Below are 20,561 nucleotides of genomic sequence, written 5' to 3'. Positions count from 1 at the left end.
GGCGATCGGACAGCGCCATCGGCTCCGCACCGCCCTACGCTGCGGAGATGACGTCGCTCACCGACTTTCTCGGCCAGACCGAGCCCGGTCGGCTCACCCCGGCCCAGCGGCGGTTGATCGTCGAGCAGGCGCTGCTGCTGCTCGAACAGAACTACGCGCTGCTGCCGTTCAAAGTGGCCCGCTACGGCATCAACCCGTTGCAGCGGCTGCGATTGCTGCTGCAACGGCTGGGCCGCGACGGCGACCCCGAGCTGGAATGGCGGATGCACCGCGAGCTGCTCGACGTGTTCAACTCGCTGCGCGACCTGCACACCCGGTACACGTTGCCGCAGCCGTTCAACGGTGTCGCCGTGTTCCTGCCGTTCCTGCTCAAGGAGTTCACCGAGGACGGCCGCCGCCGCTACCTGGTCAGCCGGCGCCAGGCCGGGCAGCCCGACCTGGGCGACGAGGCGTTCCGGTTCGGTGTCGAGGTGACGCACTGGAACGGCGTGCCGATCGCGCGTGCGATCGAACGGTTCGGCGAGGGGCTGCCGGGCGCCAACGCGGACGCCCGGCACGCCCGGGCCGTGCAGATGTTCACCGTACGATCGTTGGCCTTCGCGGCCCCGCCGGACGAGGAATGGATCACGCTGGGCTATCTGGACGACGACCGGAAGCCTCGCGAGATCCGCCTGACGTGGAGCGCGACCCCGATCGAGACCGCCACCGCGGCCGTGGCCGACACCCCGCTCGGCGTCGACGTCGAGGGCGCTCAGCTGGCCCGGCTGCGGGCCGAACTGTTCGCCCCGGCCGCGCTGGCCGGGCGGGCCGCCGCGCCCGGTCCCGAGGTGGTGCCGGTCAGCCCCGAGCTGACCACCGTGTTCGAGGCCCGCCGGGTCACCGTCGGTGGGCGTACGGTCGGGCATCTGCGCATTCGCACGTTCATGCCGACGGCGGGCGGGATCGTCGCCTTCGTGCAGGAGTTCGCCCGGCTGCTGGCCGTGCTGCCGCCGGACGGGCTGGTGCTGGACGTGCGCGGCAACGGCGGCGGCGCGGTGGTCGCGTCCGAGCTGTGCCTGCAGGCGCTGACCGCGAAGCCGGTCGAGCCCGAACCCGCCCAGTTCGCGGTGACCGCGCTCAACCTGCGCATGTGCCGCACCAACGACAGCCTGCGGCCGTGGCTCAAGTCGATGGAGCAGTCGCTCGAATCGGGCGCCCCCTACTCGGCCGGCGTCCCGTTCACCGAGCGCGAGTGGTTCGAGGCCGTGCCGCAGAGCTACTTCGGCCCGGTCGTGCTGCTGACCGACGCCCGCTGCTACTCGGCCACCGACATCTTCGCGGCCGGCTTCCAGGACAACGGGATCGGCCGGGTGCTCGGCACCGACGGCAACACCGGCGCCGGTGGCGGCAACGTGTGGCAGCTGGGCGACCTGATCGGGGCGCTGGCCGGGCAGAGCGAGGTGCCGTACAAGGCGCTGCCGCTGGGCGCCGGGCTGTCGCTGGTGATCCGGCGCGTGCTGCGGGTCGCGGCCAACGCGGGCACCCCGCTCGAGGACTACGGCGTGGTGCCCGACGAACGCCACCTGTCGACCCGGCGCGACATCGTGGAGGACGACGCCGACCTGCTGGCGGCCGCGGTCAAGCTGCTCGACAAGTCGCCGCCGCGCCGCTTCGAGGTGGAGCTGTCCGAGGTCGAAGGCTCGATCACGGCCACGTTCGGGGTGCTCGGGATCGACCGGGCCGACTTCGAGGTGGACGGCCGACCCCGTTACAGCGCCGACCTGGGCGGCAACCCGGGCCCGATCGAGGTGGTCAACTGCGGCGGGGCCGCGGTGGTACGCATCCGGGGCTTCGACGCGGGCGAACTGGTCGCGCTGCGCACCTTCGTCCGCCGCGGCGAGACCCTGCAACCCCTGGAGACGCTGGCCGACTGACACGCCGATTCGGGCGGCCCGCCTTTCAGCGCTCCAGCGGCAGAGCAATGCTTCCCGCGTACGCAGGGTTCTCGGCCTCGTCGAGCAGGGCGGCGGCCACGGTGGCGCGGCTGACGCAGGCGGGCAGCAGGCGCTTCGGAGCGTCGCCCAGCTTCACGGTACGGCGGTCCGGGCTCAGCGGACCGTCGGTGAGTATCGCCGCGTGGAAGACGGTGCCGCCGGCCGCCAGCACGAGCGCGTCCGCCGCGACCTTGTCGGCGATCTGGTCGCCCAGCAGCCGCAGCAACCCCCGGGTGACGGGCCCGGCCGCCGAGGCGGACGGGCCCGTGCCGTACGCGCCGAGCCAGACGACCCGGCCGTGCGACAGGGCGCGGGCCCCGGCGGTCAGGACGCCCGGCTTGTCACGGCCCGCGATGCCCAGACCGGAGACAACGACCTCGCGGTCGTGCAGGGCAGCGGCGATGCTGTTGGGTTCACGGACGTCGGCGGCTACCCGGGTGAGGCGCGGGTGGTCGGGAACAGCGATGCGGCCGGGGGTGCGGGCGATCGCGACGACCGTGTGCCCGCGGTCCAGGGCCTGACGGGTGAGCTGCAGACCGGTGGCGCCCGAGGCGGCCAGGACGGTGATCTCCATGGTCAGCTCAGCACCTTCAGGGCGGCCGTGTGCAGGCCGGGCGCGGCGGCCACGTAGCCGGCGCTGGTGAGCTGCCAGGGCTGACCGTCCAGGTCGGTGACCGTGCCGCCCGCCTCCAGCACGAGCAGCACGGGCGCGATGTGGGAGCGCAGGTTCTCGAATTGCCAGTGCACGTCCATGCGGCCCGCCGCCACCTGGGTCAACTGCTGGCCGACCGGGACCGACGATCGTACGTAAAGGGCATTTTGCATCATCAAGGCGATGGCTTCACCGGCCCGGCGGGCCTGGGCCGGGTCGCGGGTCGGCTGAGCCTGGCCGGTTCCGGTCAGGGCGAGCGCCAGGTCGGTCTTGGCCGAGACCTTCAGCGGTACGCCGTTGAGGTGCGCGCCGCCGCCGGCGATCGCGGTGAACGTCTCGCCTGCCACGGGCGCGTGCAGCACGGCCAGCACCGGGCGGCCGTCGCGGACCAGGCTGACGCCGACGTTCCAGTCGGGCATCCCCTGCACGGCGTTCATGTTGCCGCCGACCGGGTCGACGACCCACCAGTCACCGGCGGGCATCGGGCCGGAGCCGTGCTCGTCGTCGTTCCACTGTGCACCCGGGAGGGCGTCGATCAGCGCGGGCCGCAGTACGGCGGTGACGGCTTCGTCGTTGGCGCGCAGGGCCGCGAACAGCTCGGCTGACGTCGTCGGGGTGGTGCCGGGACGCTTGACCCGGGCGGCGGCCTCGCGGACGGCTTCGACGGTAGTGGCCAGGAGTTTCTGCATGTAACGACTGTCGGCCGAAGCGGGCGTTAAGTCCAGTGCAACCTTGTTAGGCTACGATTTACCACTGTGCAACTAGACCTGAATCTGCTGACCGTGCTGGACGCGTTGCTCGAGGAGGGCAGCGTGGCCGGTGCGGCCCAGCGGCTGCGCCTGTCGTCCCCCGCGGTCAGCCGCAGCCTGGGTCGCCTGCGGCGGCTCACCGGCGACGACATCCTGGTGCGCACCGGGCGGACGATGACCCCCACCCCGTACGCCCTGGCCGTCCGCGAAGAGGTCGGTGACCTGCTGCGGCGCACCCAGATAGTGCTTGCCCCGAGCCGGGAGCTCGACCTGGCCGGCCTCGACCGCGTGTTCACCCTCCAATGCCACGACGCGCTGACCACGGCACTCGCTCCACCGCTGCTGACGGCCGTGATGACGGAGGCCCCGAACGTACGGCTGCGGTTCCTGGCCGAGGCGGCCGTCGACACCGACGACCTGCGACACGGCCGGGTCGACCTCGAGATCGGCGCCGACGCTCCGGCCCGGCCCGAGATCCGGCACGAAACCGTCGGCCACGACCGCTTCGTCGCCGTTCTGGGCCAGGCCCAGCCGCTGGATCTCGCCGCCTATGCCGGGCGCCCGCACGTGCTCATCTCGCGCCGCGGCCGCCTGACCGACCCGGTCGACGAAATCCTCGAGTCACAGCGCCTGCAGCGTCGGATTCTGGCCACCGTCGGGACCACTGCCGCCGCGGCCCACATCGTGGCCCGCACCGAAGCCGTGCTGACCGCCCCGGAACTGACCTGGCGCCCGCTGGCCCAAGCGTTCGAACTGGTCAGCGTGCCGTTGCCGGTCGCCCTGCCGACCCCGCCGATCGTCGCCGCCTGGCATCAGCGCTACGACACCGACCCCGCCCACAGCTGGCTCCGCGACCGCGTCCGGACTGCGTTCGCGACCGTCCTGGCCGACTGAATCGTCGCCACCGGCCCGATCGTGGCCTGGGTCGCCCGCACACCCCGCACCGGCGGTTTGATCCAACCTGCGACCATCCAGCCGTGATCGTTCTGCTGGCCGTGCTCGTGACCGTCGTGCTGCTGGGGCACCGGTTGATCCCGGCCGGCGGCATCGTCGAGACGTTCCTGCCCTGGGTCGGCCTGGCCATTCCCATGCTGGCCCTGTTCGCCTGGCGGCGGCGCCCCGCGGTGAACCTGCCGGCCGTGCTGCTACCGCTGATCGCGTGGTCGGTGCTCTTCGCCCCCGCGCTCATGCCCGACGACAAGAGCCACGACCTGATCGCCGTCCAGCACAACACGAGCGACGAGAACCCCGACCCCACCGGCACGGTCCGCGAGCTGCTGCGGGTCTCCCCCGATCTGGTGGCCCTCACCGAGGTGCTGCCGCAAAACCTGCCCACGTACGACGCCGCGTTCGGCTCGGCCTACCCGTATCGAGCCGCGCAGGGCACGGTCGCCCTCTGGTCCCGCCACCCGCTCACTGCCGATGGCCCGCTCGACATCCGCCCCGCCGCCTTCGGCCCCGACTGGAACCGCGGCCTGCGCGCAGTGGCCCGCACCCCCCACGGCGACGTGGCCGTCTACGTCGCGCACCTACCGTCCGTACGCATGGGCCTGTCGGGTTTCGCCACCGACCCCCGCGACGAAAGCGCCGCGAAGCTGGGCGCAGCCCTGAAAGCCGAGCCACTCACCCAGGTGCTGCTGCTGGGCGACCTGAACGCCACCCTCCATGACCGCGGCCTACGCCCCGTCACCAGCCGGCTCGACACCGCCCCGGCCTTCGCCTTCAGCTGGCCCGCGAAAGCCCCCGTCGCCCGCATCGACCAGATCCTGGCCCGCGGCCTGACCGTGACGTCCCTGTGGTCCCTCCCCCGCACCGGCAGCGACCACCTGCCGATCGCCGCCCGAGTACGTTTCTGACCAGGTACCGGCTTCGCACCCGCCTGCGGGCGCTGCTGCCGTTCGCGCTGATCGGCCTGGTCCCCAAGGGGAAGCGGGATTGCGGCAACCACGAGTGGTATCGCCGTGAGGGCGACGTCTACCGCTGCTACCACTGCGTCTTTTCTCAAGTCACACCCTCGGCGACCGAATGAGGGCGGCTGGAGCGAGACGCGTCGTCGGAGGGTGGGTGCTGTGGTGCAGGCTGTGGAGAACCGGTTCGCGATCGGGGTCGAGGTTCGGGTCAGCCCGGCCGTGGCGGCGTTGCTGCCGGGCTCGTACGGGACGATCAGCAACGTCCGCTACGACGCGGCGTCCGGTGAGCTCGCGTACGAGGTCCGGTTCGCCCCGGAGGACCTCGAGCGGTTCTACATCCCCGTCGGCGAGGACCGGTTCTGGTACCGCCCCAACCAGCTCGAGTATCACGCGGGCGCCGTCGCGGCCTGACACCACCGGGGCCCTCGCTCGTTGATCCGTTGTGCTCCCCTCCTCGCCCCGGCCGCGATCATCATCCGATCGCGGCGCGGGCCCGGTTCCGGCTCGACCCGAAGGAAACGGAAGGGCCGAAGAGCGCGATCATCGGTACGACGCGTTCCTCTCCTACAGCCGCGACGCGAGCCAGGATCTGGCCACCAGACTGCAACGGTGGCTGGAACGCTTCGCGACACCCTGGTACCGGCCGCGCAGCCTGCGGATCTTCCGGGACTACACCAGTCTCGCCGCGAGCGACAGCCTGAGCCAGGGCCTGCGGGACGCCATCGCCGACTCCCGCAACTTCATCCTGCTGGCCTCCCCGCAGGCGGCCGCGTCGAAGTGGGTCGACCAGGAGGTCCGGTGGTGGGCCGAGAACAGGTCGTCCGCCAACTTCTACATCGTGCTGGCGAGCGGAAGCCTGGTGTGGCGGGACGAGGACGCCGACTGGGACTGGAAGCGCACCGACGCGCTGCCACCTTCCGCCGGCGCGCTCTTCGAACGGGAACCCCTCTGGGTCGACCTGTCCCAGGCCGAACCTCATCGGGAGCCCGACAACGCTCTGCTGAATCTCGTCGCTCAGGTCGCAGCTCCTCTGCGCGGCGCCGACAAGGACACCTTGTTCGGCGAGCACCTCGACCTGCACCGGCGAGCGCAGCGCCAGCGCCGCGGAGCGGTCTTCACGCTGGTTGTGCTGCTGGTCGCCGCGCTGATCGCCACCGTGGCCGCGGTCGGCCAGACCCGGATCGCCCGGAACGAACGCGACACCGCCCAGCAGGAACGCGACACGGCCGTGTCCCGGCTGTTGTCGCTCAAGAGCCAGGACCTCGCGCGGAGCGACCCGCAGACCGCAGCCCGGCTGCTGATCGCGGCGAACCGGCTGGGCGGCCGGAACGACCAGACCCGGGTCGCCCTGGCCAACCTGATGCTCAACAGCCCGTGGGCAGCCACGGCCGCGGCCCATGACACCGCCGTCAGCGCGATAGCCGTGCGGCCCGACGGTACCACCGTGACCTCCCTGGGCCAGGACCGAACGATCACGTCGTGGAACGGAATCTCGCCCCCGGCCCGTTCGGCCCTGCCGGGCCCGGGGAGCCTCGACACCGCCGTCATGGCACTCGCGCCGAACGCACTCGCGGCGGCGACGATCGACGGCCGATCCACGACGGGGGCGAACGAGGTGACGAGCACGTACGCCGGTCTGGAGCCGATCAACGTCTGGGATCTGGACGACGGAACCGCGACCGGCCGATCCACCATTGTCCCGCTGATCCGGAACGAGGGATTCGCTCCCGTGCTCGCGTTCTCGCCCGACGCCCGGCGGCTGGCAGTCGGGGAGGGACGCACAGTGTCGATCTGGGCGTTGCCCCGCGAAGGCGAACCAACGCTTGAGGGACGCCTTCAGGCGCCGAAGATGCCGGATTCAGCGAGCTCTGGGGTCGCCGCGGAGGCACGCGCCCTGGTGTTCTCACCGGACGGGTCGAGACTGGCTTTCCTGAGCGACGGGAATCTGAGTTTGTGGAACGTGCCGGGCCGGACGTTGTTGGATTCGATCATCAACGTTCCCCTCCATCCCCCGCTGCAGTTCTCATCGGACGGCCGGTTGCTGGCTGTCGGCGGGGAAGGCACGCGGGGCTCGACAATAAGTGTCGCCGTCTCTGATCGAGGCCGGCTCGAGGCTGACTGGGACCACGCCATCGAACTCGCCGGAGCCGTGGCGTTCCGCCCGAACTCAAAATCCCTGGCCCTCGGTGACAACCGCGGCCGCATCCGCCGGTGGCCGGAGTCGGCAGAGACCTGGCCCGGGGCGATTGTGCAGGACATGTCCGCAGGCAGCAGTTCCGTTACCGCGTTGAACTACCTTCCCGACGGCCGGCTGGTCTCTGGATCGGCCGACGGTGAGGTGACGCTGTGGGAAACACCCGGCGGTCGATACCGGCCGACCAGGGTGCCGACGCCGGCGCCGGGCGGCAAGAAGCCGGACCGGGTGGTGTTCTCGGCCGAGTTGACGACGATGGCCACCACAACGGGTGACTGGACGACGTTCTGGAATGTCGCCGGTCGGCGGCCGCCCCGCAAGATCAACACGGTGAGGGGGATCAACCCCGTCTTTCTGACCGAGCGACGGGTCTTCACCACCACCCCGACCGTCGACGGCACGACAGCCGGGCAGGTGTTGCTCTCGGAGATCTCCGACGTGGGGCGGCCCCGCTCGACGGCCCTGCCCATGTGGGGATATCCAGCTCCGATCGGGGACACCGGGCTCCTGCTGGTGAACTCGGCCGGGGCCGATGAAGCGGACAGCACGGCTCAGATCTGGCGACTCCCGATCGGCGAGCTGCCCTCTGCTCTCGTCGCGGAGCTGCCCGCCTACGCAGACGTCCTCAACGATCGACTCGTCCTGTCGCACGGCGAGGACCCGAAGCTGTGGGATCTGCCGAGCCGGCCCGGTGCCGACGTGCGCCCGCACCCCTATGATCTGCCGGAGGATTCGGACGTCGTCAGCTGGCACTCGCCGGACGGCCGGGCCGTTGTAGTGGGATATTTTGACGACGACCTCGGCCCGACCGAATTGTGGGACCTCGCGGATCCGGCCCGGGTCATGGTCTCCGCCACCCTTCCCGGAACGATCGATCGAGGGCTCTGGTCAGCGACGTTCTCGCAGGATTCGAAACTGCTCGTGACCGGTCTGGGTGTCGGAAGCCTCGCACTGTGGGACCTGGCCGATCCACGCCACCCGGTGAAGCTGTCCGAAACGACCTCGCAGACGGACGGTGAGGGGCGGCTGCGCGAGATCGGCCCGCCGCTCGTCCTGTCGCCCGACGGCCGCAGTCTGGTCAGCGGCGAGGACGACGGTGTCATGACCCTGTGGGATGTCTCCGACCCGCGTAGCCCGGCCCGCGTGACCACGTTCCCGGTCCCGTACGGAGAGGTGCCCGAGGTCCGGTTCTCCCCCGACGGCGACGTGGTCGTGCTCGGCGAGGCTTTGTGGCGGATCGAAGATCTCAATCGCCTCCGGGCGGGCGCCCTGGAACAAGCTTGCACGCGGACCGGCGGCGGCCTGACCGAGGCCGAATGGCAGCTCTACGCGCCGGGCATCGCGTATCGGGAGACGTGCTAGTCGAGGTCGCGGATGAGCACCCGGAGGTGGCGGTCGAGGGTCTCGCCCGGCGGGATCAGCAGCGGCTTCTCCCAGGCCAGGGCGGCGCACACGCCGATGTAACCCTCGGTGCGGACGAACCAGCGGTCGTCGCCGGCCAGGCCCCGGAACGTCAGGGCGTAGCTGTCGTCGACCGTGAGGGTCAGCTCGGGGGCGGCGCTGCCGTGTTCGACGCTCGACATCGCTTTCTCGGCCGGCGGGCAGCGCCAGAAGAAGCCGCCGTAGCCCGCCCCACCGGTGCGGCCGTTGGTGGCGGGACTGCCGAGGGTCACCGGCTGGTCGGTGGGAGCAGTCAGGGCGTACCGGAAAGAAAGCTCCCATCCGTCGGCGGCGGGCGCGGCGGTGATGTGCCGTTCCTCGGTCAGCACGTTGGTGCCGTTGCCGTCCCGCCAGATCAGCTGGGTCGGCGTGACGTGGTGGATCGAGCCGTGATCCTCCAGCCACGTGTAACCCTGGTCGCGGACATAGGTGCGGCCGCCCCAGAAGTTCCACCCGTTCACATCGGCCAGCGTCACCGACGCGCCCAGGTGCCAGGGGTGGTCGAAGCACAGTTCGTCGGTGACCACGGTGCCGGCCAGGGTGCGAACCGGATGCAAATAGGGGCGCGGGGCCAGCCTGATGTCGAGCTGCGGGTCGGTGACGTAGGTGGCGTGGCCGATCTTCACGCCACGGCCTCCTCGTAGCCGGCGATCGCCTCGGCCAGCACCTCCGGGCCGGGCCGCGACCACACGTCCTCGTGGAACACCTCGACCTCGACGTGACCGTCAAAACCCGTTTCCCGTACGGCCCGGGCGAACCGCCGCATGTCGACCGACCCGGTGCCCGGCAGACCACGGCCGAGCAGCACCCCCGACGGCAACGGGGTGATCCAGTCGGCCAGCTGGAACGAGGCCAGCCGGCCCTCCCGACCGGCGCGGGCGATGCCGTCCCACACCCGGTCGTCCCACCACAGGTGATACGTGTCGATGACCACCCCTACGACGGAAGCCGGGTACGGCGAGGCCAGGTCCAGGGCCTGGTCGAGCGTCGCCACCACGCAGCGGTCGGAACAGAACATCGGGTGCAGCGGCTCGATGGCCAGGCGCACGCCCGCGGCCTGCGCATCCGGGACCAGGCGGCCGATCGCCTCGCCGACCTGGCGGCGCGCGCCGTCGATGTCCCGGCTGCCGTCGGGCAGGCCGCCGCTGACCAGCACCAGCGTGTCGGTGCCGAGCGTGGCGGCCTGGTCGATGGCGCGCCGGTTCTCGTCGTACCAGCCGGGGTCGTGGAAGAAGCCGCCGCGGCACAGCGACGAGACCGTCAGACCGGCGTCGCGGACGAGGGCGGCCGCCTTGTCGGTGCCGTACTCGGCGACCTCTTCGCGCCACAGACCGACCGCTTCGACACCGGCCGCGGCACAGCCGGCCACCAGGTCGTCGAGCGGCCAGCGCTTGGTGGTGGCCTGGTTGAGCGAGAAGCCCTTCACGCCAGACCCACCGTCTTCAGCCACGCGTCGGCCCGGTTCTCTGCGAGCGCGGCGTCCGGCAGCAGCCCGGCCTCGTCGGCCAGCCGCATCAGCGTCAGCAGGTGCTGCGGCGAGCGGCCGGACTGGGCCCCGTTCACCATCGTCAGGTGGTCCTGGTGGCCGGCCAGCCAGTTCAGGAACACGATGCCGGTCTTGTAGTGGTAGGTCGGCGCGGCGAACAGGTGCCGGGCCAGCGGCAGGGTCGGACCAAGGATTTTCTCGTACGCCATGACGTCGCCTTCGTCCAGAGCGCGGAGCGCGGCCGCGGCGGGCGGGGCGATGACCGCCAGCACGCCCAGCAACGCTTCCGAGTGGCCCTGGTCGTCCCCGCGGATCAGCGCCGGATAGTTGAAGTCGTCGCCGGTGTACATGCGAACGCCCGCGGGCAGCCGCCGCCGCAGCTCGACCTCGTAGTCCTCGTCGAGCAGCGAGAGCTTGATGCCGTCGACCCGGTCGCGATGCTCCTCGATGATCTCGAGCACCGTCTCGCGCCGCCCCCAGTAGCCGGCCAGCGCGGGGTCGAACGCCTCGCCCAGCCAGTGCAGCAGCACCGGCTTGTCCGATTGCGACAGCAGCTCGCCGTACACCCGCTTGTAGTCGTCGGCGTCGCGGGCGGCCGCGGCCAGATGGCGGCTGCACATCAGCACGGGGGTCGCCCCGGCGTCGCGTACGTCGTGCAACTGCTCCAGATAGGCCTTGCTGATCTCGTCGATGGTGGCCGGGCCGGGCGGCAGCTGATCGGTGCCGACCCCGGCCACGATCGCGCCGCCGACCGAGCGGGCCTCGGCCGCGCTGCGCCGGATCAGCTCGCGGGTGGCCGGGTAGTCGAGCCCGGCCCCCCGCTGAGCGGTGTCCATCGCCTCGGCCACCCCGAAGCCGTACGACCACAGGTGGTGCCGGAATCGCAGCGTGCTCTCCCAGTCGAGCGCGGCCGGCGCGCCCGGGATGTTCTCGGCCCGCTGGTCGGCCGTGACGGGCGCGGCGGCGTACGCGATGCGGCTCTTGAACTGGCCTTTGACCTGGAACTGGGCGCCGTGACCGCTGAACCTCATCGGCCCAGCTCCGGGATCTCGAGGCGGCGGCCCTCGCGCGACGACTGCAGCCCGAGCTCGGCCACCTGCACGCCGCGGGCACCGGCCCACAGGTCACCGGTGTACGGGCCGTCCTCGGCGACGTAACGCAGGAACTGCTCCCACTGCGCGCGGAACCCGTTGACGAAAACCTCGTTGTCGGGCACCTCTTGCCACTGGTCGCGGAAGCGCTGCGCGGTCGGCACGTCCGGGTCCCACACCGGCTTGGGCGTGGCCGCGCGGGGCTGGATGCGGCAGTGGTGCAGACCCGCCACGGCGCTGCCGTGCGTGCCGTCGACCTGGAACTCGACCAGCTCGTCGCGGTTCACGCGCACGGCCCAGGACGAGTTGATCTGTGCGATGACCCCGCCCTCGAGCTCGAACCAGCCGTAGACCGCGTCGTCGGCGGTGGCCGCGTAGGGCTCGCCCGACTCGTCCCAGCGGCGGTCGATGTGCGTGACCGAGCGGGCGGTGACCGCGCTGACCGGGCCGAAGATCTGTTCCAGCACGTAGTGCCAGTGCGGGAACATGTCCAGCGTGATGCCGCCGCCGTCGGCCGCGCGGTAGTTCCACGAGGGACGCTGCGCCCCCTGCCAGTCGCCCTCGAAGACCCAGTAGCCGAATTCCCCGCGTACGGAGAGGACGCGCCCGAAGAAGCCGCCCTGGACCAGCCGGTGCAGCTTCTGCAGACCGGGCAGGAACAGTTTGTCCTGCACGACGCCGTGCTTGATGCCCGCCTCGTCCGCCGTGCGCGCGAGGTCGACCGCCTCGGCCAGGCTCTCGGCCACCGGCTTCTCGGTGTAGATGTGCTTGCCGGCCTCGATGGCCGCGCGCAGCGCCTTGACCCGGGCCTGGGTGACCTGGGCGTCGAAGTAGATCTGGACGTCGGGCCGGGCCAGCGCGCCGGCCAGGTCGGTGGTCCAGTCGGTGAGACCGTGCTGCTCGGCCAGCGTGCGCAGCTTGGCCTCGCTGCGGCCGACCAGCACCGGCTCGGGCCACAGCACGGTGCCGTCGCGCAGCGGCAGGCCGCCGTCGGAACGGATGGCCAGGATCGAGCGGATCAGGTGTTGTCGCAGGCCCATCCGGCCGGTGACGCCGTTGAGGACGATGCCCAGGGGGGTGCGATCCATGTCTTCGTTGCCTCCGGCCGAGTTCAAAAAACCTTGAGGTAAGCGCTTTCCTGTTACCGTACGGGGCGCGCCGCCGGGCGGGCAAGACCGGCGGCGGTATCCTCGGCTTCTTTGGATCTCGGTGGGGGTGCGCGTGGCTACCTTGGCGGACGTGGCCCGCCGGGCCGGGGTGTCCACGGCGACGGCCTCACGGATCATCAACGGCAGCTCGAAGCCGGTGACCGACGAGCTGCGGGCCCGCGTGCTGGCGGCCGTGGCCGAGCTGCGCTACGTGCCCAACGCGCACGCCCAGATGCTGGCGAGGTCGAACCGCAACGCGGTCGGCGTGCTCGTCCACGACGTCTCCGACCCGTACTTCGCCGAGATCACCCGAGGCCTGCAACGGGTCGCCACGGCCCACGGCCGCCTGGTCATCATCTGCAACACGTTCCGCGAACCGGCCCGCGAACTCGAATACATCGACCTGCTGCACGCCCACCAGGTCGCCGCGATCGTGGTCGCCGGCTCGGGCTACCTGTCGTCGGACGACGAGACCGAACTGCACGACCGCATGGCCGCCTTCGAGACCACGGGCGGCCGCATCGCCGTGATCGGCCGCCACAGCCACACCTCCGACGCGGTGCTGCCGGCCAACGAGGAGGGCGGCTTCCTGGCCGGCGAACACCTCTTCGAGCTGGGCCACACGGCGGTCGGGGTGATCGCCGGGCCCGCCGCCCTGACCACCACGGCCGACCGCCTGGCCGGCCTGCACCGAGCCGCCGCCGCCCACAGCCGCACGTTGACGGTGGTCCACGCCGACTTCACCCGCGACGGCGGCGAGGCCGCGGCGGCAGCGTTGCTGGCCGAGCACCCCGAGCTGACCGCGGTGGCTGCGCTGAACGACTCGATGGCCGTGGGCGCCCTGGCCGCGATGCGCACCTGCGGTCGCAACCTGAGCGTGGTCGGCTTCGACGACATGCCGATCGCCCGGGACGTGACGCCCGCGCTCACCTCGGTGCGGCTGCCGCTGACCCGGCTGGGCGAACGAGCGATGGAACTGGCCCTGACCCCACCACCCGATTCCACTCCCCGCGCCGAGCACATCCCGGCCGAGCTGATTCGCCGCGAGAGCACCTGGCCATTGCCCGGCCCGCGCTGAGGCACTTCCGGGCAGCCCTCGTCTGCCCGAAGTCACCGTCCGGGACGGCCGCCTCGTCCGGAAAAGCACCCTGAACCGGCCGCGCTCGACGACCTCGCGGCCGCGGTCCGGGCCGGCGAGAGTCGCACGCTGGTCGTCCGCGGCCCGCCCGGGGTGGGCAAGACCTCCCTGCTCGACCACGTGATCGCCCGAGCCACCGGCTGCCGGGTGCTGCGCGTGGCCGGCGTGCAGTCCGAGATGGAGCTGACGTTCGCCGGACTGCACCAGCTGCTGACCCCGATCCTCGACCATCCGGCGCATCTGCCCGAACCGCAGCAGGAGGCGCTCCGGGTCGCGCTCGGCGTCAGCGCCGGTCCCGCCCCGGACACGTTCCTGGTCGGCCTGGCCGCGCTCGGGCTGTTGTCGGAAGTGTCCGCCGATCGGCCGGTGCTGTGCGTCATCGACGACGAGCAGTGGCTGGACCGGGCCTCGGTGCAGGCCCTCGCCTCCGTGGCCCGGCGCCTCGACGCCAACGCGTTCACGTCGAGGAACGACACCTTCAGCGGATCCGCCCCACGCTCCGCCCGGTCGGGCTGCTCTTCGCGACCCGGAACCCGGGCGACGAACTCACCGCACTGCCGGCCGGGAGCTGCGCGCCACCGGCGAGACCGTCCGCAAACGGGCGGCCCGGGCGGTCGTGACCGGCGAACTGCTCACCGCCCAGGAGACCGAGGTGGCCCGGCCGGCCCGCGACGGTCTGTCCAACCCCGAGATCGGCGCCCGGTTGTTCCTGAGCGCCCGAACCGTCCAGTACCACCTGAGCGAGGTCTTCGCCAAGCTCGGCATCAGCTCCCGCCAGCAGCTCCACCGCAGCTTGCCCGATGTCGTCTCCGCCACGCCGTCGCTCTGATCAGGACGGCTGAACGTCATCCGTCCGGGGGCGGGCGCGAGATTGTTTTTCCGGCTCGCTGTTTGCAGATCATGAAGGCTGGCTGCGGTTACGGCCCCCGGGTTCCACGGAAGTTTGCAGTGGGGTCCGGCGGGCGTTGACGCACGCCGCCCAGGACGCCTACGGTCCCGCAGGAAAGGCCTTTCCTGAGAGGAATGCGGGATGCGCAGACGGACGTTTCTCGGGCTCACCACGGGCACGGTCGCGGCGGCCACGACCCTCGGTGGGCGGGCCGCCTCGGCCTCGGCGCCGGACCACGGACTGGGCGGGCCCGGCCCGCACCGGCGGGTGGTCGTGGCGGCCGACGGCAGCGGGGACTTCACCACCGTGCAGGAGGCGGTCGACACCGCCGCGGCCGGGGCGCCCACCCTGATCGCCGTGCGACCCGGAACGTACGCGGGAAGGGTGTCGATCGCGCCGGACCGTCCGCCGATCACGCTCATCGGGCTCGGACGGCGACCGCACGACGTGGTGATCGCCGACGACCGCGCGAACGGGACGCCCAACCCGGCCGGCGGCACGTGGGGCACGACGGGCAGCGCCTCGGTCACGATCGACGCCGCCGGGTTCCGCGCCCACAACCTCACCTTCGCCAACCTGTTCGACGAGGCCGCGCACCCCGAGATCACCAACCGGCAGGCGGTCGCGGTGCTGACCCGGGCCGACCGGGTGGCCTTCACGCGCGTGCGGTTCCTCGGCAACCAGGACACCCTCTACGTCAACAGCCCGGCCGCCACGACGGTCGCCCGCGCCTATTTCCGCGACTGCCACGTCGAGGGCGATGTCGACTTCATTTTCGGACGAGCCACGGCCGTCTTCGACCGATGCCGTGTCCACTCGCTCAACCGCGGGTCGACGCCGAACGGATACGTCACCGCGCCGAGCACCGACATCGCCAACCCGCACGGTTTCCTGTTCACACGCTGCGCGCTCACGTCCGACGCGCCACCGGCCACGGTCTTCCTCGGCCGGCCCTGGCACCCGAGCCAGGACCCCGACGCCATCGGCCAGACGATCATCCGCGACTCCCGCCTCGACGCCCACATCGGACCGACCCCGTGGAGCGACTTCGGTACGTGGCCCTGGCGCGAGGCGCGCTTCGCCGAGTACCGCAACGTCGGCCCCGGCGCCACCCCCTCCCCCGACCGCCCCCAGCTGACCCCGGCCGAAGCCGCCACCCGGACGATCCCCGCCTTCCTGCGCGGCGCCGACAACTGGGCCCCCGATCGCCACCCCTGACCACTTTCGGTGTCCGGGGACGCCACCGTTCTCCGGGCGTGGCTGCAAATTTCCTGCGTTGCTCAATTCATTGACCGCGGTCGACACTCGTGTGACCGTGGCGGCAAGCGCTTTCCCGCATGTCACAAGCGGTGTCATCAGCCGCTGGAAGGATCCGTCATGCCTCTCGCTCCCGTGGCCGGAATCGCGGCCGCGCTGCTGTTCGCCTTCGCTCCGCCGGCGGCGACGCCCGCAGCGCAGCCGGCTCCGCTGCCCGCCTCGTTGTCGTCCGCCGCTCCGTCCCCGGCGGCCCTTCAGGTGGCCCGGCAGGGACTCGCGGCCGGGGACGGCTGGGCGTCGGCCGGCGCGGGCACGACCGGCGGCTCGGCGGCCGACGACGCGAACGTCTTCGTGGTCCGCACCCGGGACGAGCTGGTCGCGGCCGTGGCCGGGAACACCCCGAAGATCGTCCTGGTCCAGGGGCGGATCGACCTGCGGGAGGGCTTGGGCTGCGACGCCTTCGCCGATCCGAAGTACTCCCTCGAGGCGTTCCTGGCCGCCTACGACCCCGCGGTGTGGGGGCGGGCGGCCAAGCCGTCGGGGCCGCTCGAGGACGCCCGCGTACGGTCGGCCCGCAACCAGGGCGACCAGGTCCGGGTCGTCGTCGGCAGCAACACGACGATCGTCGGCGTCAACGGTGGGCGGGTCGAGCACGGCAGCCTGGTGCTGACCAACGTGAGCAACGTGATCGTGCGGAATCTCGAGGTCACCGACGCTGCGGACTGCTTCCCGGCCTGGGACCCGACCGACGGTTCGGCCGGCAACTGGAACTCGCTCTACGACCTGGTGTCGCTCAGCGGCGCGACCAACGTCTGGCTCGATCACAACACGTTCAGCGACGGCAACAACCACGACGCCGACCAGCCCGTGTATTTCGGGCGGCCCTACCAGGTGCACGACGGGGCGACCGACTTCATCCGCGGGTCCGACCTGATCACGGTCTCGTGGAACGACTACTACGACCACGACAAGACCATGCTGATCGGCTCGACCGACACGCCCGGGGTGGACGTGGGCAAGTTGCGGGTCACCGTGCACCACAACCGGTTCGGGAACGTCATCCAGCGGGCGCCGCGGGTGCGGTTCGGCCAGGTCGACGTCTACAACAACCTCTACGTAGCCACGGACGAGGAGTACATCTACTCGCTCGGCGTGGGCGTCGAGTCGAGCATCTACGCCGAGAACAACTACTTCCGGTTGAGTGCTGACGTGCCCGCGTCGGATGTCATCGCGTACTGGAAAGGCACTCGGATCACGGCGATCGGGTCGCTGGTGCAGGTTTCGGGGCGCGCGCCGCGGCCGGTCGACCTGGTCGCCGCCTACAACGCGGCCCACGACCCCGACCTGACCCCGGACGCGGGCTGGACCCCCACCCTGCGCACCCAGGTCCATCCCACGGTCGCCGTACCGGCCGTGGTGTCCGCGGGCACCGGCATTCGCCGCGTCCTGCGCTGACGCCCCCGAATCACCGGGCGGCGTCGGACCCACGTTTCCGACGCCGCCCGGGACGCCCACGAAGGCGCACGCTGCCGGGGGCTGCCCGCCGATCCAGGCGTCGCCGGCGGATCCGCGGCCAGGGCACGAAGAGGCGGGCAAAATGCCGGTTTCTCACCCGGAAGAGGGTGCCGGCAGGCACGCTGTCGCTATGCACATCGGGGTGATCGGGGCAGGACAGCTCGGCGCTACCCTCGCCGAGTGGTGCGCGGAGGGCGGCCACGACGTGGCCGTGACCTCGCGGCACCCGGAGCGGCTGGGTGACGTGGTCAGTCACCTCGGCGGGCACGGCACCGCGCTGCCCGTGGCCGAAGCGGTCGACTTCGCCGATGTGGTGCTGTTCGCGCCCAACTGGGAGTCCGCACCCGAGGCGATCTCGCTGGCCGGCCCGGCCCTGAACGGCAAGATCATTATTGACGCGACGAACCCGACCGGGCCGCTGCCGGGCGGGGCGGCCAGCGGGTTCGAGTCGCTGATGCAGCTCGCGCCCGAGGCGCACTGGGCCAAGGCGCTGAACACGCTGCCGGCCAACGTGCTGCAGCACCGCCGCGGGCACGATCCGCTGCTGGCCGAGTTCGTCTGCACCGACCTGCGGGACGCGCGTCAGGCCGCGGCCACGATCATCCGCGACATGGGCTTCGCGCCCTACTACGCCGGTGGCGCCGACACGGCCCGCCTGCTCGAGCCGGGCGGGCCGCTGCAGCAGACCGAGGTCGACGTCTTCCACGCGAAAGACGCGCTGGCCGAGGCCCTGACCCTGCGCTGATCACACGTCGACCGTGACGAAGGCCTTTCCGGACGTGTTCACGATGCGTACGGACTGGACCTGGTCGGGGTCGATCAGAGCGCTGCCGTTGAGGGTGGTGCCGCCCGCCTCGCCGGCCGGGGAGACCAGCCAGCTGCCGGCGTTGGCCGTCGACCCGTCGCGGCCGACCACCTCGAGCACGCATTTCTCGCCCGCCGGAATGCCGCCGACGGTGGCCGTCACCCGGACCCAGCCGGCGGCCGGAGTCACTGCCACTTCCATCCGCGCGCCAGTGGTCGCATCCGTGCCCGACGCGAGCCGGGCCCCGGCCGGCACCGACAGCGTCGCCGAGGGTTGGGCGACCGGCGTCGACTCGGGCGCCGTGCCTCGGCCGACCAGAACGCCGCCCCCGATCGCGATCGCGACGGCCGCGGCGGCGATGGACGTGACCCCGGCCAGACGGCGGGTGCGGCGGCCGGACGACTCACGCCGGACCTGGCGCAGCGTGCGCTGCAGCAGCAGGTCGGCGTCGTCGGGCGGGCCGTCGAGCAGCATCTCTTCGGGGACGCCGCCGAGCTGGTCGGACCACTGCTTCAGCGAGTCGCGCTCGGCGCGGCACTCGTCGCAGCCGGCCAGGTGCTCGTCGGCCTGGGCCTTCTCTTCCTCGGAAAGCATTTCCAGCAGGTAGCCGGCCAGGTCGACGTGGTCGTTGGTCGGGTTCGCGCTCTCCGGCGTAGTCATGATGCCAACCGTTCCGTGCCGGCCTCGCGCAAGGCCCGCAACGCATAGAAGGACCGCGATTTCACTGTGCCCGGCGGGATCCCGAGCACCTCGGCCGCCTCGGCCACCGTGTTGCCTTTCAGATAGACCTGTTCGAGCACTTCACGGTGCTCGGTCGAGAGCCGGCTGAGCGCGTCGACCACGACCATCGACGTGACCACCTGGTCGGAGTGGTCCTGCTCGACCGCGGCGTCGGGTGGGCTCTCGGCCACCTCGGGCGGGCGGCGGTTCCGGGCCCGGATCTGATCCAGCACGATGTTGCGGCAGACCGTGAGCAGCCAGCCGCGCACGGACCCCTTGCCGTTGTTGAGGCTGTCGGGATGCCGCCAGGCGCGCACCAGCGCCTCCTGGACCACGTCCTCGGCGGCGGCGCGGTCGCGGGTCAACTGCGTGGCGTACGCGAGCATGGCCCGTCCGTGTTCCTGGAACAACGATCTGACCAGCGCCTCATCGGCCACCTCCCGGTGCGGTCTCTGTCGGCTCGACGGCATCCGTCTCTCTCCCCGCGGCACTCACTTCCCGTGCCGTCTCCTCTGCAGGCCTGTGACGACATCGATGAAAGTACTGTGCTGCGGCTACCGGGAATACGTCCCCCTCACCCCGCCCGGATCAGATTTTCGAGAAAGTGGCACATCCGGGTGAACCGCGGCGGAGGGCCGGGCGTGTGGAGGTCATCCCCTTTGGACGGGCACGACCGGCGCGAGATGGAGCTAGCCATGATCAAGCGGAGCAGGACGATCTACGTCGTAACCATGCTGGCCGCTCTGGCGAGTGTCGCAGCGTGCGGCAGCCAGGCCGCACCGACAAATCAGCCCGTGCCGGTGGCGGTGCAACAGTCCGGCGCCCCGCTCAACCCCCAGGGCCCGGGTGAGCTGCCCGAACTGGCCGGGGTCGACGAGCCGCCGGCGGAGGAACTGCCCGCGACAGCCCAGCCGTCCGCCACCGGGACGCAGGAAGTGAATCAGGCCGTCCAAAAGCCCACAGTCGCCAAGAAGCAACGGTGGGTCAAGATCTTCAGCGGCCCCTCCGACCAGGACATCACCCCGCCGAAGTCGCGGACCGCGGGCAGCAAGACGGTCGAGCTCAACACCACCGAGAACGAGCAGATCGGCACCTACGTGACCGACGGCGCCGGCCGCACGCTCTACCGGTTCGACAACGACACGAACAAGCCGCCGAAGACCAACTGCAAGGGTGACTGCGCGACCGCCTGGCCGCCGCTGCTGGTCCGCTCCCCCGGCAAGATCTTCCCCGACGGCATCGACCCGCAGATCGTCGGCTTCGTCGAGCGCGGCGACGGCACCTGCCAGGTGACCATCAACGGCTGGCCGGTCTACTACTTCGTCGCCGACGCCAAGGCGGGCGACCTCAACGGCCAGGGCCTCAACGGTAAGTGGTTCGCGATCAAGCCCGACGGTGGCAAGACCGCCGACACGCCCGGCCCGCTCGCCTCGAAGGGCACCACCGAATAGGCCGGCAACACTCATCGGGGGCGGGGGCCCCGGGGGGCCCCCCCCCCCCCCCCCCCCGCACCACCCCCCCCCACCCCCCCCCCCCCCCCCCCCCCCCCCCCCCCCCCAGCGCCGGCCCCCCCCCCCCCCCCCCCGGGGGGGGG

The 20,561-nt window shown here is 71.5% G+C and carries 19 protein-coding genes and 1 pseudogene; 12 read left to right on the top strand and 8 right to left on the bottom strand.

Annotated features, from left to right (window positions below):
• The first annotated feature begins 47 nt into the window (after positions 1–47).
• Complete coding sequence (locus M1L60_RS10585; protein ID WP_253237173.1) at positions 48–1,913, top strand: S41 family peptidase; 1,866 nt, start codon at positions 48–50, stop codon at positions 1,911–1,913.
• Positions 1,914–1,938: 25 nt separating this feature from the next.
• Here M1L60_RS10585 and M1L60_RS10580 read toward each other — a convergent pair whose 3' ends face one another.
• Both M1L60_RS10580 and M1L60_RS10575 read right to left on the bottom strand, forming a co-directional pair.
• Positions 1,939–2,547, bottom strand: a complete 609-nt coding sequence (locus tag M1L60_RS10580; RefSeq protein WP_253237172.1) for an NAD(P)-dependent oxidoreductase — start codon at positions 2,545–2,547, stop codon at positions 1,939–1,941.
• A gap of 2 nt (positions 2,548–2,549) precedes the next feature.
• Complete coding sequence (locus tag M1L60_RS10575) at positions 2,550–3,314, bottom strand: inositol monophosphatase family protein (protein ID WP_253237171.1); 765 nt, start codon at positions 3,312–3,314, stop codon at positions 2,550–2,552.
• Positions 3,315–3,380: 66 nt separating this feature from the next.
• Between M1L60_RS10575 and M1L60_RS10570 the strand changes: the two genes are divergently transcribed.
• The 4 genes from M1L60_RS10570 to M1L60_RS10555 all read left to right on the top strand — a co-directional run bounded on the left by M1L60_RS10570 (position 3,381) and on the right by M1L60_RS10555 (position 8,840).
• Positions 3,381–4,268, top strand: coding sequence for a LysR family transcriptional regulator (locus M1L60_RS10570; protein ID WP_253237170.1), 888 nt, complete (start codon positions 3,381–3,383; stop codon positions 4,266–4,268).
• An 83-nt stretch (positions 4,269–4,351) separates the two neighbouring features.
• Entirely contained in the window at positions 4,352–5,230 is an 879-nt protein-coding gene (locus M1L60_RS10565) for an endonuclease/exonuclease/phosphatase family protein (protein ID WP_253237169.1), read from the top strand.
• 213 nt (positions 5,231–5,443) lie between these two features.
• Entirely contained in the window at positions 5,444–5,695 is a 252-nt protein-coding gene (locus M1L60_RS10560; protein WP_253237168.1) for a hypothetical protein, read from the top strand.
• Between the two features lie 31 nt (positions 5,696–5,726).
• Positions 5,727–8,840 (top strand): TIR domain-containing protein, encoded by a 3,114-nt coding sequence (locus M1L60_RS10555; RefSeq protein WP_253237167.1) that lies wholly within the window; start codon positions 5,727–5,729, stop codon positions 8,838–8,840.
• On the opposite strand, the gene M1L60_RS10550 is transcribed toward M1L60_RS10555, so the two are convergent.
• Genes M1L60_RS10550 through M1L60_RS10535 form a run of 4 tightly spaced genes read right to left on the bottom strand, consistent with a single transcriptional unit; the run spans position 8,837 to position 12,583 of the window.
• Positions 8,837–9,544, bottom strand: a complete 708-nt coding sequence (locus M1L60_RS10550; protein WP_253237166.1) for a DUF6807 family protein — start codon at positions 9,542–9,544, stop codon at positions 8,837–8,839. The genes M1L60_RS10555 and M1L60_RS10550 overlap by 4 nt on opposite strands.
• Positions 9,541–10,344, bottom strand: coding sequence for a sugar phosphate isomerase/epimerase family protein (locus M1L60_RS10545; RefSeq protein ID WP_253237165.1), 804 nt, complete (start codon positions 10,342–10,344; stop codon positions 9,541–9,543). The genes M1L60_RS10550 and M1L60_RS10545 overlap by 4 nt, the downstream gene beginning before the upstream one ends.
• Entirely contained in the window at positions 10,341–11,435 is a 1,095-nt protein-coding gene (locus tag M1L60_RS10540; protein WP_253237164.1) for a DUF993 family protein, read from the bottom strand. The genes M1L60_RS10545 and M1L60_RS10540 overlap by 4 nt, the downstream gene beginning before the upstream one ends.
• Positions 11,432–12,583, bottom strand: coding sequence for a Gfo/Idh/MocA family protein (locus tag M1L60_RS10535; protein WP_253237163.1), 1,152 nt, complete (start codon positions 12,581–12,583; stop codon positions 11,432–11,434). Before M1L60_RS10535 ends, M1L60_RS10540 begins: the two co-directional genes overlap by 4 nt.
• Positions 12,584–12,716: 133 nt before the next feature.
• On the opposite strand from M1L60_RS10535, the gene M1L60_RS10530 reads away from it, so the two are divergent.
• The 6 genes and pseudogenes from M1L60_RS10530 (at position 12,717) to M1L60_RS10505 (ending at position 18,187) form a co-directional block, all read left to right on the top strand.
• Entirely contained in the window at positions 12,717–13,721 is a 1,005-nt protein-coding gene (locus tag M1L60_RS10530) for a LacI family DNA-binding transcriptional regulator (protein WP_253237162.1), read from the top strand.
• Positions 13,722–13,850: 129 nt separating this feature from the next.
• Positions 13,851–14,168, top strand: a pseudogene (locus tag M1L60_RS10525) (hypothetical protein); the annotation flags it as partial.
• Between the two features lie 229 nt (positions 14,169–14,397).
• Positions 14,398–14,610: a response regulator transcription factor gene (locus M1L60_RS10520; protein ID WP_253237161.1), complete on the top strand. Its 213-nt coding sequence runs from the start codon at positions 14,398–14,400 to the stop codon at positions 14,608–14,610.
• Positions 14,611–14,811: 201 nt separating this feature from the next.
• Positions 14,812–15,888 (top strand): pectinesterase family protein, encoded by a 1,077-nt coding sequence (locus tag M1L60_RS10515; RefSeq protein WP_253237160.1) that lies wholly within the window; start codon positions 14,812–14,814, stop codon positions 15,886–15,888.
• 159 nt (positions 15,889–16,047) lie between these two features.
• Entirely contained in the window at positions 16,048–17,382 is a 1,335-nt protein-coding gene (locus M1L60_RS10510; RefSeq protein WP_253237159.1) for a pectate lyase family protein, read from the top strand.
• A gap of 190 nt (positions 17,383–17,572) precedes the next feature.
• On the top strand, positions 17,573–18,187 hold the full coding sequence (locus tag M1L60_RS10505) for an NADPH-dependent F420 reductase (RefSeq protein WP_253237158.1): 615 nt from the start codon (positions 17,573–17,575) through the stop codon (positions 18,185–18,187).
• Here M1L60_RS10505 and M1L60_RS10500 read toward each other — a convergent pair whose 3' ends face one another.
• Both M1L60_RS10500 and M1L60_RS10495 read right to left on the bottom strand, forming a co-directional pair.
• Positions 18,188–18,907 carry an anti-sigma factor family protein gene (locus tag M1L60_RS10500; RefSeq protein ID WP_253237157.1) on the bottom strand — a complete coding sequence of 240 codons (720 nt, stop codon included), beginning with the start codon at positions 18,905–18,907 and terminating at the stop codon, positions 18,188–18,190.
• A complete protein-coding gene (locus tag M1L60_RS10495) occupies positions 18,904–19,437 on the bottom strand; it encodes a sigma-70 family RNA polymerase sigma factor (protein WP_221380126.1) in 534 nt (177 codons plus the stop codon). The genes M1L60_RS10500 and M1L60_RS10495 overlap by 4 nt, the downstream gene beginning before the upstream one ends.
• A 225-nt stretch (positions 19,438–19,662) precedes the next feature.
• Between M1L60_RS10495 and M1L60_RS10490 the strand changes: the two genes are divergently transcribed.
• The gene (locus M1L60_RS10490; RefSeq protein ID WP_253237155.1) at positions 19,663–20,418 is read left to right on the top strand and encodes a COG4315 family predicted lipoprotein; all 756 of its coding nucleotides are present in this window, start codon (positions 19,663–19,665) and stop codon (positions 20,416–20,418) included.
• Positions 20,419–20,561: the final 143 nt, after the last annotated feature.

This window comes from Paractinoplanes aksuensis (assembly GCF_024137025.1).
Lineage (GTDB): Bacteria > Actinomycetota > Actinomycetes > Mycobacteriales > Micromonosporaceae > Actinoplanes > Actinoplanes aksuensis.
Note: the sequence above shows the minus strand (reverse complement) of the source record. Positions and strands in the feature narration are given on the sequence as shown.